Here is a 13,153-nt window from a genome sequence, read left to right as displayed (position 1 = left end):
TGGCAGCACGAGCAGGTCTGGGTAGTGTAACTCTCATTTACGATCTCAAACTGACAACCTGCATGCTTGCATTTGTATTCCAGTTGTCGTTTAAGTTCAAACCATCCTGCATCGTATGTCGATTTAGCTAGCTTGGTTCTTTTATTGGTAAATGAGCGTGATTTAACATCACCAACCACTATCAAAGCATTATCTTTGACAAGTTTGGTGGTGAATTTATGAATTAAGTCTAATCTTGTATTTTTAATTTTGGCGTGGATTGCTTTAACACGTTTTTTATTGCTAGCACGTTGAGCGATAGCAAGCTTTTTAGCCCATTTTTTAGTCTGCTTAATAGTAAGTTTATCACCCATTGAGGTAGTAGCAGACTCTTTTAAGCCTAAATCAATTCCAACGCTGCCCTTACCACTTACTTGCTTAGGAAAGTCTTTAACGGTGATACACGCATACCAACGACTACGACTGTCTTGTACTATCTCTAAGGTGTTAATTTGATATAGGCTTAGGTTGTAGCTATCGAATACATCTATGATGAGCTTTTGACCTTTAGAAAGTGATAGCTGAATTTTTGATTTAAGTGCTTTTTTGCCTGTTTGTCTTGTGCTTAGATGCTTGATAGCAGACTTTTTAAAAGGTATCCAACCAAGTGATTTTCGTTTGGCATCAGGTCTATTAGTACGCCAATGAAGTTTGGTTTTTTTAAACTGCTTACGCGCCTTGGCATGAGTTTCATTGATGGCTTGCAGTGTTTGACTGTGTAATCCTAAATACTCACCGCTTCCTTTGGTGTACTCACTTAGATCATAAGCACTAAAAAACTTACCAGTACGTTTTAAATGCTCAAAGCACAGCGCATTGACATAGTTCCACACAAAGTTCACCGAACCGCTTAGCTGATTCAGCTCTTTTGTGTGCTTGTCTTTAATGCGTAGCTTGAGTGTTTTCATATACTTAGTATGCCGAGGTTAATTTCAACTTACAACCTTTTAAACACTACTCACTACAGTACATGTCGCCTTATATCCACCCCCTGAAGTAGGTGGTTTTACGGCGACCGGTGATAAACTGGCTCTACAAATAAGCGGTTTAACAGTATATGACTGTTATAACTATGTGGCTATTATAACTGAAATTTTCAACTCACATGAGGTTTGTCTGTGTCAGCATATTAACAAGCCCTAAAAAACTTGGCTGTGAATTAACAATGAAAAACGGCTAAGCCCAAGGCCTAGCCGTTTCGTTTAAAACCTTGCGTTTTTAGATAACCAAAATAGATAACTAAGATAAGTAACTAAAAACGGGCTAAAAACTTGAATTAACGAGTACGGTCTAATACTTCGTTATCAGCGAAGAAGTAAGCAATTTCACGTTTTGCTGATTCAGCTGAGTCAGAACCGTGTACTGCGTTTTCATCGATGCTTGAAGCGAAGTCTTTACGGATAGTACCTTCAGCAGCTTCAGCTGGGTTAGTAGCACCCATGATCTCACGGTGCTTAGCGATAGCGTTTTCGCCTTCTAATACTGATACAACAACAGGACCTGAAGTCATGAAAGATACTAGGTCGTTGTAGAATGGACGCTCTTTGTGCTCAGCGTAGAAACCGCCAGCTTTTTCATCATCAAGATGTAGCATTTTAGCGCCAACAATTTTTAGACCCGCTTCTTCAAAACGGCTGTAGATAGCGCCAATGTGGTTGCCGCCAACTGCGTCAGGTTTGATGATTGATAAAGTACGTTCGATAGCCATGTAAAGCTCCTCAAGGTTAATGAAATTAAGTAAACAAAATATATTTTTATAGGTTATGAAGACCTGCCTCTAAATACAGAGACCACCTTCAAACTGCGCTTATTATAACGACTCATTTATTAAATAACAGAAAAAAACGAAATCAATCGCAAAATAGCAACATTCTGATACTAATTCTTAAGTATTGAGGCCGGCAAAATTAGATTTGACCTCGCGTCTCTTCCAATTAAGGCTGAGTGTTATATATCTGTTATATCTTGCCAATAATAACCGCCGAATATTAGGTTTAAAGCCAAATATTGGCTATAATAGAGATAAATATTCGTCATTTTTTAAATAATTTATATTTATCTTTAACCCCAGCCTGTTAGCGGTTACTAGTACTTTTTAGTAGCCAGTTTTGTTTTTGCTGGCACTGGCGACACCGCTGCTCAAAAACTATACGGACTTTCTTGCTTAATGTAAGGTGACTTATTAGCTTGCTATAAACCCACTTGATGACTTGTATATAACTTACAAATAACTAAGCGACTTACATCCCTTTTATAATAATTAAATAAACTTTAATGTAGGCAGATAACTTCTGTTTGCGTCGCTGGCTATTTTTATATTTTAAGTTTGACAAGATGCCCTAGGTTGTGACGAAAAGCTAGCTGTTAAAGCAAGTTAGAATGCCAAGCTTTAATGACTTGGTCTGAGATTAAAGTAAGCGAAAACTTATTTAAAGAATACGTAATGTAAAAAAGTAGTGTCAGAAAACCGTTTATTAATTGTCTTTTAACCTTGGTAGTATTTAACAAAAGTGACAAAGGATTTTTCATGTCAGAATCACGAATCGCTATCCCGTCTAAAGCAGAAAGTACAGATCGCAATGAACGCCAATACCAAGTTGGTGTCGTAAAGCGTTATGGTCTATTTTTTGGTGTGGTAATCCTAACTGTGGTTGCCATCTTACTGCAAACCTGGTGGCTGGCCTTGTTGTCAGGCATATTGGTAGTGGTAGGTATTTATGACTTGTTGCAATCAAAACACTCTGTGCTTTATAACTATCCTATTGCGGGTCATATCCGTTATTTTTTAGAAAGTTATCGTCCAGAGATTCGTCAGTACTTCATCGAAAACGATAAAGAAGAAGTTCCCTTTTCACGCCAGCAACGCGCTTTGGTTTATCAACGTGCAAAAAACGTCAGTGATACCAATGCTTTTGGTACGCTTGACGACTTATACGCAAAAGATAAAGAGTGGTTTTTGCAATCACAAACCAGCCAACCTTTAGATGTTCAAGACTTCCGTATTACGGTGGGTAATGAGCGCTGTCTACAGCCATACTCTATGTCTGTCTTTAATATCTCCGCCATGAGCTTTGGAAGTTTATCGGGCCGTGCAATTATGGCGCTTAACCAAGGCGCTAAAATGGGTGGGTTCGCTCATGATACAGGTGAAGGGGCAATTAGTCCTTACCACCGTAAATATGGCGGTGACCTAATCTGGCAGCTAGGTACCGGGTATTTTGGTTGCCGTGATGAAAATGGCAACTTTGATCCTGAATTATTTGCCCAAAACGCCACTGACGACCAGGTAAAAATGATTGAAATTAAACTGTCTCAAGGGGCAAAGCCTGGTAAAGGCGGGGTATTGCCTGCAGAAAAAATCACCAAAGAGATTGCCTTAACCCGCCGTATTCCTATGGCGGAAGACTGCATCTCGCCATCCACTCACTCTGCCTTTAACACCCCTCGTGAGTTGGTGCACTTCTGGCAGCAACTGCGTGAGTTATCGGGTGGTAAGCCTGTGGGTATCAAGCTGTGTATCGGTCAGCCTTGGCAATTTATGGCCATCGTTAAAGCCATGATTGAAGAAGACAACTACCCAGACTTCATCGTAGTAGATGGGGCTGAAGGGGGTACTGGTGCTGCACCGGTAGAGTTTATGGACAGCTTCGGCATGCCATTAATTGATGGCTTCTTATTTGTGCATAACACCCTAGTGGGCTCAAACATTCGTGATAAAATCAAAATCGGGGTGAGCGGTAAGATTGTATCAGCCTTTGATATTGCGAAAATGTTGGCTCTTGGGGCTGACTGGTGTAACTCGGCACGCGGCTTTATGTTTGCAGTTGGCTGTATCCAGTCTCGCTCTTGTCATACCAACACTTGTCCTACCGGTGTGGCCACACAAGACCCTTATCGCGAAAAAGCTTTAGATGTGCCAAGTAAGTCAGATCGTGTGGCAAGCTTCCATAAAAACACGCTAAAATCTTTGGCAAACTTCGTAGGCGCAGTGGGTCTATCTCATCCTTATGAATTGCACCCGTATCACGTGGCAAGACGTATGAGTGATGGCTCAATTAAGCTGCTATCAAGATGTTTTTACTTTATAGATGAAGGCGCCTTGTTGAATATGAACGCCCGTTCAGACATCTATAACCAAATGTGGGTTATGGCCGATCCTGATAGCTTCAAAGCCGATAACGAAGCTTATGTGGCTTATAACGATGACTCTCGAGATTCCAGAAAGGCAACTCCCCCGACTCACTCGGAATTTCCCACGGACATATAATCCCGTTAAGGCTCTTAATATATGATGAAACTCTCCTCTTACTTCCGTCCTAAAAGCTGCTGGACTTTAGCCGCCCTAACTTTAGGGAGCACCTTGCTACTATCAGGCTGTGAAGACGGAGAGTTAGAGACCTTAATAGAGTCAGTAAAAGAGGCAACCACGGAGCAGCCGCAGTTTTGTGAAACTAAGGCCGCTCCTTTTGCTCATGCCTTATGTCAAGTGTCACAAAATGAGCTGCTTGAAGCCGATTCTGCTTTGTCTTTGCACTTATTTTGGAAATCAGGTCAATGGCAAGCGGGTCAAAAAGACGGCAATGCTCGTCTGGCCGATCAAGATCAATCTATTCAGCCGTTATATAAATTCAACAACCTATTGGCAGATCTGCCCAAAAGTAGCGAGCTAAAATTTGCTACCAATGCCGGCATGTACAATTCTGAATTTGGCCCTATTGGCTATACCGTTCTTCAAGGTACACAGATTTTATCCCTGAACCTAAATCAAGGCGCAGGCAACTTCCATATGATGCCAAACGGTGTATTGTGGTGGGATAAAAATAACCGAGTCAGTATCACCGAAAGCCATAAACTCAATGAAATGCTACAAAGCGGCATGGCCAAGCCTTGGTATGCTACTCAGTCAGGGCCTATATTGGTTATCGATGGCAAAATTCATCCCAAATTTAATCCTACCAGCACCTCACAAAAGACTCGCAATGGTGTGGGTATCTGTGAAGATGGCAACCTAAAATTCGTCACCAGTAATGAGCCGGTTAATTTTTATCAATTTGCTAGCTTATTTAAAGAAGATCTAAACTGCAATAACGCGTTATTTTTAGATGGGGGAATAGCGTCGGCGCTATACGCACCAGACATTTCTCATCAAGATAATAAGAACATGGGCGTGATGGTAGGCTTAATTGAAGATCATAGCGGTGATGAGCAATAGCTTACCCTCTTTCAGACAATATTTGCTACAATACGCGCTAAATTTATTTACCTGTTTATTTACCTAACTTCTATTAAACAATGATTTGACACTAGATCTGACACTAAAGATGACTATATTGGGTCAGTATGAGTCACAATCACTGTATTCAACAGCCGTTTTTTTATATCAATCTTAGTATCCGTATTAAGTATTCCATTTATTTTATTTATCAAATTAGATTAAGAGAGACAGAACATGGGCTTTAATTGTGGCATCGTGGGCTTACCAAACGTTGGAAAATCAACTTTATTCAATGCTTTAACCAAAGCCGGTATTGCAGCCGAAAACTTCCCTTTTTGTACCAAGGATCCTAACGTAGGTATCGTACCTGTGCCTGATCCTCGTTTAAACAAATTGGCTGAAATCGTAAAACCTGAACGTGTCCTACCGACCACTATGGAGTTCGTAGATATTGCAGGTCTGGTAGCCGGTGCGTCACAAGGTGAAGGTATGGGTAACCAATTCCTAGCCAACATTCGTGAGACTGATGCCATCGCTCACGTGGTTCGCTGCTTTGACGATGACAACGTAATTCACGTAGACGGCCGTGTTAGCCCTATTGATGATATCGAAACCATCAACACTGAGCTTGCGTTGGCTGACCTAGAAGCGGTTGAGCGTGCTATCGTTAACTTAACCAAAAAAGCCAAAGGCAATGACAAAGACGCTCAAGCTACTTTAGAAGTGTTCAAAAAAATTGAACCTCTATTGGCCGAAGGTAAAGCGGCGCGCGGTGCAAACTTAGACAATGATGAGAAAAAACTGATCAAAAGCTATGGTCTAATTACCTTAAAGCCGACCATGTATATTGCTAACGTGAGCGAAGATGGTTTTGAAAACAACCCTTACCTAGACGCTGTACGTGACTACGCAGCCCAAGAAGATGCCATCGTCCTGCCTCTGTGCAACCAAATTGAAGCAGAAATCTCTCAGTTAGATGAAGCTGATAAAGCGGACTTCCTAGAGGGTATGGGCATGGAAGAAGCCGGTTTAGACCAAGTAATCCGCTTAGGTTATAAACTGCTTGATATGCAAACTTACTTCACGGCCGGTGTAAAAGAAGTTCGTGCTTGGACCGTAAAAGTGGGTGCTACGGCGCCTGAAGCCGCTGGTGTGATCCACACTGACTTTGAGCGTGGCTTCATTCGTGCTGAAGTTATCGCTTATGAAGACTTCATCGAGCATGGTGGTGAAAAAGGAGCTGCCGCTGCGGGTAAATCTCGCTTAGAAGGTAAGACCTATATCGTTCAAGATGGCGATGTGATGCACTTTAGATTTAACGTATAACTCTAATTGCTTTTGGGCCAAAACAGCCTAAACTCTCATTAGTAGTTAGTACCATCAAACCAAAAAAAGCCGATAAGTTACTTATCGGCTTTTTCTGTTATGCTAATCACAACTTATCCTTACTTTGTTGATTTGGTGATTTATGACTCAGCCCAGCCTAAACTTAAACGCTCATTTAAATGACTCAAGCTTAAAAGGTATGTCTGCGCACAAACGCTGGTCTTATCTATTCACTGACCGCCGTCTGGGCAGTATCAAAAAAGATCTGTCACAAGAGAAGTCGCGCACTCCCTTTCACAAAGACTATGACCGACTTATTTTTTCCCAGTCTTTTCGACAGCTTAACCAGAAGACCCAAGTCCACCCACTGACCAATCAGATGGGCATTCATACTCGGCTTACCCACTCTTTAGAAGTCTCTTGTATTGGCCGCTCACTGGGTATGATGGCTGCCGAGAAGCTACAGGACAAGCTACCTGAGGGGCTGCCTCGTGGTATTAGCGTGGGGGATGTTGGGGTGATTGTGCAAGCGGCTTGCTTGGCTCATGATATTGGCAACCCCCCTTTTGGTCATGCCGGCGAATATGCGATTAGGGACTGGTTTAATCAGCCCAGTCAACAGGCTTTTTTGAGCCACATGACCCCAGCTCAGCGCTTAGACTTACAGGGCTATGAGGGCAACGCGCAAGGGTTTAGATTATTGACCCGTAATGAGCATCACCCTGATCGCGGCGGTATGCGCCTGACCTGTGCTACCTTGGGCGCTTTTATGAAGTATCCTTGGTTGGCCAAGCACAGCAACCAAACTGAAGAGCCAGACACTGATACTCAGACCCCTACTCCTATCCGGGCTCTAGATATCAAAAAATACGGCTGCTTTAACAATGATGCCAACTTACTCGATAAGCTAGCTGGTCAACTGCATCTACCTTACGCTCTTGATCATGAGGGATATGCTCGTCACCCTTTGGCCTATCTGTTAGAAGCTGCAGATGACATCTGCTACGCCCTCATTGACTTAGAAGATGGTATTCACTTGGATATGATCAGCTATGAGGAAGTGGAGCCTTTAATGATGGGGCTCATTGGTTCACGAGGCGCGCCACCCGAAGTGACTCATAATGCGCCCATTGTACAAAAGTTAGCAGCGTTACGCGGCCGAGCCATGATGCGCTTGGTAGATAAGGTGACAGAAGCCTTCGTTACCCATGCCGATACCATGCTGGCAGGGGAAATGCATGGCAGCTTATTTGATCACTGTGAGCCAAGCGTGAGTGAAGGTATCAATAGGGCCAAAAACTTAGCCTCGAGCCAAATTTTTGCTCACCCCAGCAAGATACGTATGGAGCTGATGGCCAATCGCTGTCTGCAGACTTTGTTGGACGCATTTATGCCCTTAGCCCTACTGCCAATTACTGAGCAAGCCCCTCACTTTGAACAAAAGCATTTGATTCAATTATTAAACCAACACTTGCATATTTTAAACCGAGAGCTTGGTATGGACGTCTATGAAAATGCGTTAAATATCTTAGACTACCTAACCGGTATGAATGATCATGAGGCCTACCGACTGGCTCAGGATTTAAATGGCATTGGGGATAAAATATGGTAAGCTTGAAGTTAGCAAGCTGTGTGGGTTAACAGGTGTTACGACCCACATTAATGTTTACTTTCGACTGAGATTGTTTATCATGACCAGCACTAGCAGCAGTAATAGCCCGTTAAATAGCCGCGAACAAAAAAAGATGCAGACCCGTCAAGCCTTCTTTAATGCGGTACTTGATCTTTGTATGATGGGCCAATCTTTCGCCTCGATTAGCTTACGTCAAGTCACTCGAGAAGTGGGTGTGGTTCCAACAGCTTTCTATCGTCACTTTGATGACATGGAATCTCTAGGCCGTTGCTTAGTGGAAGAGGAGTTAGGTGAGGCACTCTCCACGTTACGTAGTGGTTTACAGATGGGGCGTAGACGCAGTTACGACCGCCAAATCGCCAAGAGTATCCAGTTGTTCTTCGCCTCCATCGATGAACACCCCCGCTACTGGCAGTTTTTGGTCAGTGAGCGCTTTGGCGGCTCAGAGTCGGTGCGTAATGCCATTGATGCCCAAATTAAGCTTTTTGCGAAAATTATGGGGGAAGACTTAGGCATCCAGCCTTCCTTCCAGCACATCAATTCTGAAGACAGACGCCTGCTTGCTGAGGCCGGCTTAAACCTATTTTTGACTTGGATTATTGATTGGCTTGACCTGACCTACTCTCAAGCGCATGATGACGAAGAAGACGATGTCAAAAACTCTGAACATAAAAAAGAGCAGATGTTAAGACAGTGCACCAGACAAGCCCAAATGCTGTTTTATGGTGCCGAGAATTGGCGCTCTAATGAAGCCACCCTATTGGCAGATGACTGATTATCGAAACAAACTACTGAAACCAACTATTTATTGAAACAAACTATCAAAATAAGTCATTCAAATACGTTACTCAAATAGTTGAGAAGCACATAAAGCTCTTAACCATAAAAGTAACAACCATAAAAAAGCCCTCTAATCTTAAGATTAGAGGGCTTTTTTTAGTATTTTAGGAACTTTGGGCTTGTAAGTGTGCTTCGCTTTCAGAGTCAATCTGGTTCACCAAATCCACCATATCCTCATCAGCTTCATCCACACTGGGATACTGCTTTGGTAAGTCTAACATCTGCTGCACCAAAGCCACTCTTAGGGTGTCACGACGCCCTAAATAACGCTGATAGAAGCTTGAGTTTAGAAGGCTCGCCCCACCTTGTCCAATCGCCCAAATGGTCGATAGATAGTCTCGGGTACTCAAACCACTGTTTTGCTCTTGCAAATATAGGCTTGTAAGGTCTATCAGACGCTTCATACGTGCGCGTCTAATCTCATATAGCTCACCAAACATTCTATTTAAGCCTTGAGCCGAGGCTGCCAGACGCTCTTCAATTTGGTTAAATAATAAGGCCTTTTGTGGGCTCATCAATTGCTGAAGAATCATACGTGACACGCCAGCTGAGACGCTGTCATCGATTTTATTAATGTTAAATAATTGCTCTTCGTAGCGAATGATGATTCGCAGATATAATTCATCTTTACTTGAGAAGTGCTTATATAAAGTCCCCTTCGCCAAGTCTAGCTGATCGGCCAAACTGTCTAGAGTTATATCGCCACTCCCTGCTTCAAGTAAGAGTTGCTCAGCGGTCTCTAAAATCTTTTCTTCACGGTTCTTAAATTGCTGCTGCCTACTCATGAAAACGCCCAACCTTGTATAATCTTTGATGAATAATATCTACGTTAACAGGCACTATAAAAGTGGCCCGGAACCACAACAAATTTATGACTGATTAGTCATACCCTGCATAGCATACCCATTTTATTAAGCTTGTGCCAGTAAATCCTCGAAATTTTTTGTGGTAAGCTCCCCTACCTCTTCACTACTTATGCCAAATAAGTCGCCCAAACAGGTGGCCACATAAGGCACATACGCAGGCTCATTCGACTTACCACGCTTAGGAACAGGCGCCAAATAAGGGCTATCGGTCTCGATAAGCAGACGGTCTCTTGGCACTTTTAAGGCAGCATCTCTTAAGCTTTGGGCATTTTTGAAACTAACGATACCCGAAAATGAGATATAAAACCCTAAGTCCAAAGCCTTCTTAGCAGTATCCCAATCTTCGGTGAAACAATGAATAATACCATGTTCTGCTTTTTCAGCTTTTAGGATATCAATCGTGTCATGCTTGGCTTCACGGGTATGCACCACAAGGGGCTTTTTTAACTGCTGGCTGGCATGGATATGACGCGCTAGACTGGCTTTTTGCTCCTGCTTATTCTCATCACTCCAGTAGTAATCCAGACCCGTCTCACCAATGGCCCAGACATGATCAGGTTTTGCTGTTTCTACTAGACGCTCCACCGTTGCTGATTTTAAAACCTCTAAGTCCTCGCAGGGATGAATGCCCACGCTCATACCAAGATTTAGCTGGTCATCGCCGTATTTGGTAATGATGTCATAAATCTCATCATACTCAGCAAAGTCGCACATAATGGCCATGGCACGACTCACTTTGGCTTGCTTCATGGCTTCAATAACCCCGTCTAACTTTCCGTCGTGCTGGGTTAAATCTAAGCGGTTTAGGTGACAATGACTGTCTGTATACATAGTTACTCTTTTTTTAAATTGATGGATTAAAAAGTTGATAAATTGGATATTGGATAATGAAGAGGATTTGTCGTCTCTAGGTTTACTAACCCATTACTTAATAGCTTATTAACTGTATCGCTATTGACTGACCAAATTCAAGTTGGCTTACTCTAGAGCTGTAATCGATACGATAATTAAGCTCTGAGTCTCAGCGGATAAACTTTCATGAGTCTGAAAGCAAATGTCATAGTCTTTATAACGCATATAAAATACCCTTTCAGACTGCTTCTGACGATAAGCCGGTCTGGGGTCTTGTGCGATAAGCTGACAAATAATATCGCCATCTTCTTCGGTCAGTTGGCTAGAAGGTTGATCTATAGCCTCCGTGAGTTGTTGCTTAGCATTATCACTGAGTATCACAGGCTTTAATTGCGGTTTATCGGCCGCAAACCCACTGACTGCCTCAGTGATAGCATCACTATAAGCAATATAAGGCTTAACATCGATAATCGGTGTGCCGTCTACCATATCAGCACCGCTAATATGTAGCCGTACTGCACCTGAAACCACCTCAACTTTTATTAGCTTTACCACCGACAAGCCAATTTGGGACGGACGATAGGTACTGCGTGTGGCAAACACCCCAAGCTTGGTATTGCCTCCCAATCTTGGAGGACGAACTTTGGGCTTAAACTCATTATCTATCGTTTGAGCCTTGTCCTGTGAAGTCTGCTTTAAATGGTTGTGATGCGTATGCCAAGTAATCCATAAATGGCTGAAAGCTTCAATCCCTTCGAAGGCATCAATCGTATCATAAGGAGCTATAAACTCAATAACACTGGACAATGCCACTAGGTTTGGCTGACGTGGAATACCAAACTTCTGCGACAAAGGCGAACGATGGTAGCCAATAATAGGCAAAGTTATCTGATTTGGTGTCAGTAATAGTTCTTCTTGAGACATGAATGTCGTTAATACCTTTGGGCAAATTATAAGGGTAAGCTATAGGAGTAAATTATAAGGGCAAATTATAGAACATTAGACAATAATTAATGCTGGCTCTAAAAAAGTTACTCTTGATAACGGTCTCAAACATCCCAATAACACTAATAGACCAGTTACTATAGTATACTTCCTCTTTTTAATAGCGCAGGTTAGCAACCCTATTATTATTGATTTAGACGTGTAAAGATACTGAGCCTTATAGGCATCGGTGCTGTCTGATACTCAAAGGGCTTAATAGCTTGAAAAAAACAGACTTAAAATAGTTGCTTATATTATTTTCAACATCTGTTATTCCATTTTATTATGACGCTTTGAGCGAAATTTACCCTCTTTACCGTTATGATAAGCAATAATTTGTTATCATATGCGCTTTTAAAATTATCGTGTAATGCTTTCAATCCATGAAAACCATTGCTCAAAACCGTAATTTTTAATAAATAGTTAATATTTTAAACGTCATAGTACGAACATCCTACTACAAACACAGTGTTACTCGCTTATATTAAGTGGGTTCTTAAACTCTCCAGCCATCATTAATTGTTGAGGCCTATATGTCAAAGTTCCATACTGAAACAGTGACTCATGTACACCACTGGAATGATTCTTTATTCTCTATCAAAACGACACGTGATGCCGGTCTACGCTTCCGTAATGGCGAATTTGCCATGATTGGTCTTATGGTAGATGGTAGGCCATTGATGCGTGCCTACTCTATCGCAAGCCCAAACTATGAAGAGCATTTAGAGTTCTTTTCGATTAAGGTTCAAGATGGCCCATTGACCTCTCGCTTACAGCATATTCAGGTGGGTGATGAGCTTATCATCAGTAAAAAACCAACAGGCACCATCGTTTTAGATGACCTACTTCCTGGCAAACACTTATATATGTTAGCGACAGGTACTGGTCTTGCCCCATTCTTAGCGCTGTCTCGTGACCCTGAAGTGTTTGAGAGATTTGATAAAATCGTTTTATGCCATACCGTGCGTAAAGTAGAAGACTTAGCGTACCGTGAGATGTTTGAAGAAGAGCTACCAAACGACGAGCTATTTGGCGAATGGTTCCGTGAGAAATTCATTTACTATCCAACAGTAACGCGTGAAGACTTCCGCAATACAGGCCGTACTACGGACCTAATGAAGTCTGGCAAGCTGTTTGAAGACATTGGTTTACCGCCAATCAACCCAGAAGATGACCGTGTAATGGTATGCGGTAGTATGCCATTTAACGCTGACATCTCTGAGATTTTAGATGGCTACGGCCTAACCGTATCGCCACGTATGGGCGAGCCTGCTGACTACGTTGTAGAGCGTGCTTTCGTAGGCTAGACAGTCGCTTAAAAATAATGAGGGTGGCAAAATTAGTAATAAAACTTCTTGACCACATTTGAGAAGTTGTTATAATACGCCACCTATCAAG

General features: G+C 42.3%; 11 protein-coding genes. 6 read left to right on the top strand and 5 right to left on the bottom strand.

All coding sequences use genetic code 11. From position 1 onward, the window contains the following. Both A1232T_RS03215 and ndk read right to left on the bottom strand, forming a co-directional pair. Positions 1–947, bottom strand: a 947-nt coding sequence (locus A1232T_RS03215; RefSeq protein ID WP_077448029.1) for an RNA-guided endonuclease InsQ/TnpB family protein, incomplete at its 3' end; no start/stop codon positions are given. A 368-nt stretch (positions 948–1,315) separates the two neighbouring features. After that, positions 1,316–1,747 carry a nucleoside-diphosphate kinase gene (ndk, locus tag A1232T_RS03210; RefSeq protein ID WP_077448028.1) on the bottom strand — a complete coding sequence of 144 codons (432 nt, stop codon included), beginning with the start codon at positions 1,745–1,747 and terminating at the stop codon, positions 1,316–1,318. Positions 1,748–2,566: 819 nt separating this feature from the next. Between ndk and A1232T_RS03205 the strand changes: the two genes are divergently transcribed. From A1232T_RS03205 to A1232T_RS03185, 5 genes are all read left to right on the top strand, one after another. After that, positions 2,567–4,306: an FMN-binding glutamate synthase family protein gene (locus A1232T_RS03205; RefSeq protein ID WP_077448027.1), complete on the top strand. Its 1,740-nt coding sequence runs from the start codon at positions 2,567–2,569 to the stop codon at positions 4,304–4,306. Between the two features lie 21 nt (positions 4,307–4,327). Continuing rightward, a complete protein-coding gene (locus A1232T_RS03200) occupies positions 4,328–5,251 on the top strand; it encodes a phosphodiester glycosidase family protein (RefSeq protein ID WP_077448026.1) in 924 nt (307 codons plus the stop codon). A 237-nt stretch (positions 5,252–5,488) separates the two neighbouring features. Then, on the top strand, positions 5,489–6,580 hold the full coding sequence (gene ychF, locus A1232T_RS03195; RefSeq protein WP_077448025.1) for a redox-regulated ATPase YchF: 1,092 nt from the start codon (positions 5,489–5,491) through the stop codon (positions 6,578–6,580). Positions 6,581–6,779: 199 nt separating this feature from the next. After that, positions 6,780–8,192 (top strand): deoxyguanosinetriphosphate triphosphohydrolase, encoded by a 1,413-nt coding sequence (locus tag A1232T_RS03190; RefSeq protein ID WP_077448033.1) that lies wholly within the window; start codon positions 6,780–6,782, stop codon positions 8,190–8,192. 79 nt (positions 8,193–8,271) lie between these two features. Beyond that, positions 8,272–8,988 (top strand): TetR family transcriptional regulator, encoded by a 717-nt coding sequence (locus tag A1232T_RS03185; protein ID WP_077448032.1) that lies wholly within the window; start codon positions 8,272–8,274, stop codon positions 8,986–8,988. A 169-nt stretch (positions 8,989–9,157) separates the two neighbouring features. Here the strand turns inward: A1232T_RS03185 and A1232T_RS03180 are convergent, their stop codons facing one another. From A1232T_RS03180 to tsaA, 3 genes are all read right to left on the bottom strand, one after another. Next, positions 9,158–9,838 carry a TetR/AcrR family transcriptional regulator gene (locus A1232T_RS03180; protein ID WP_077448024.1) on the bottom strand — a complete coding sequence of 227 codons (681 nt, stop codon included), beginning with the start codon at positions 9,836–9,838 and terminating at the stop codon, positions 9,158–9,160. A gap of 126 nt (positions 9,839–9,964) precedes the next feature. Then, positions 9,965–10,750 (bottom strand): TatD family hydrolase, encoded by a 786-nt coding sequence (locus tag A1232T_RS03175; RefSeq protein ID WP_077448023.1) that lies wholly within the window; start codon positions 10,748–10,750, stop codon positions 9,965–9,967. Between the two features lie 147 nt (positions 10,751–10,897). After that, positions 10,898–11,695, bottom strand: a complete 798-nt coding sequence (tsaA, locus tag A1232T_RS03170; protein WP_077448022.1) for a tRNA (N6-threonylcarbamoyladenosine(37)-N6)-methyltransferase TrmO — start codon at positions 11,693–11,695, stop codon at positions 10,898–10,900. Between the two features lie 593 nt (positions 11,696–12,288). On the opposite strand from tsaA, the gene A1232T_RS03165 reads away from it, so the two are divergent. After that, on the top strand, positions 12,289–13,062 hold the full coding sequence (locus A1232T_RS03165; protein ID WP_077448021.1) for a ferredoxin--NADP reductase: 774 nt from the start codon (positions 12,289–12,291) through the stop codon (positions 13,060–13,062). Positions 13,063–13,153: the final 91 nt, after the last annotated feature.

This window comes from Psychrobacter pasteurii (assembly GCF_900162815.1).
In the GTDB taxonomy this organism is placed as follows: Bacteria; Pseudomonadota; Gammaproteobacteria; order Pseudomonadales; family Moraxellaceae; genus Psychrobacter; species Psychrobacter pasteurii.
Note: the sequence above shows the minus strand (reverse complement) of the source record. Positions and strands in the feature narration are given on the sequence as shown.

Bases quoted from the DNA above. Each gene is read 5' to 3' on its own strand.
- ndk (WP_077448028.1), bottom strand. From the start codon at position 1,747: ATGGCTATCGAACGTACTTTATCAATCATCAAACCTGACGCAGTTGGC.
- A1232T_RS03205 (WP_077448027.1), top strand. From the start codon at position 2,567: ATGTCAGAATCACGAATCGCTATCCCGTCTAAAGCAGAAAGTACAGAT.
- A1232T_RS03200 (WP_077448026.1), top strand. From the start codon at position 4,328: ATGATGAAACTCTCCTCTTACTTCCGTCCTAAAAGCTGCTGGACTTTA.
- ychF (WP_077448025.1), top strand. From the start codon at position 5,489: ATGGGCTTTAATTGTGGCATCGTGGGCTTACCAAACGTTGGAAAATCA.
- A1232T_RS03190 (WP_077448033.1), top strand. From the start codon at position 6,780: ATGTCTGCGCACAAACGCTGGTCTTATCTATTCACTGACCGCCGTCTG.
- A1232T_RS03185 (WP_077448032.1), top strand. From the start codon at position 8,272: ATGACCAGCACTAGCAGCAGTAATAGCCCGTTAAATAGCCGCGAACAA.
- A1232T_RS03180 (WP_077448024.1), bottom strand. From the start codon at position 9,838: ATGAGTAGGCAGCAGCAATTTAAGAACCGTGAAGAAAAGATTTTAGAG.
- A1232T_RS03175 (WP_077448023.1), bottom strand. From the start codon at position 10,750: ATGTATACAGACAGTCATTGTCACCTAAACCGCTTAGATTTAACCCAG.
- tsaA (WP_077448022.1), bottom strand. From the start codon at position 11,695: ATGTCTCAAGAAGAACTATTACTGACACCAAATCAGATAACTTTGCCT.
- A1232T_RS03165 (WP_077448021.1), top strand. From the start codon at position 12,289: ATGTCAAAGTTCCATACTGAAACAGTGACTCATGTACACCACTGGAAT.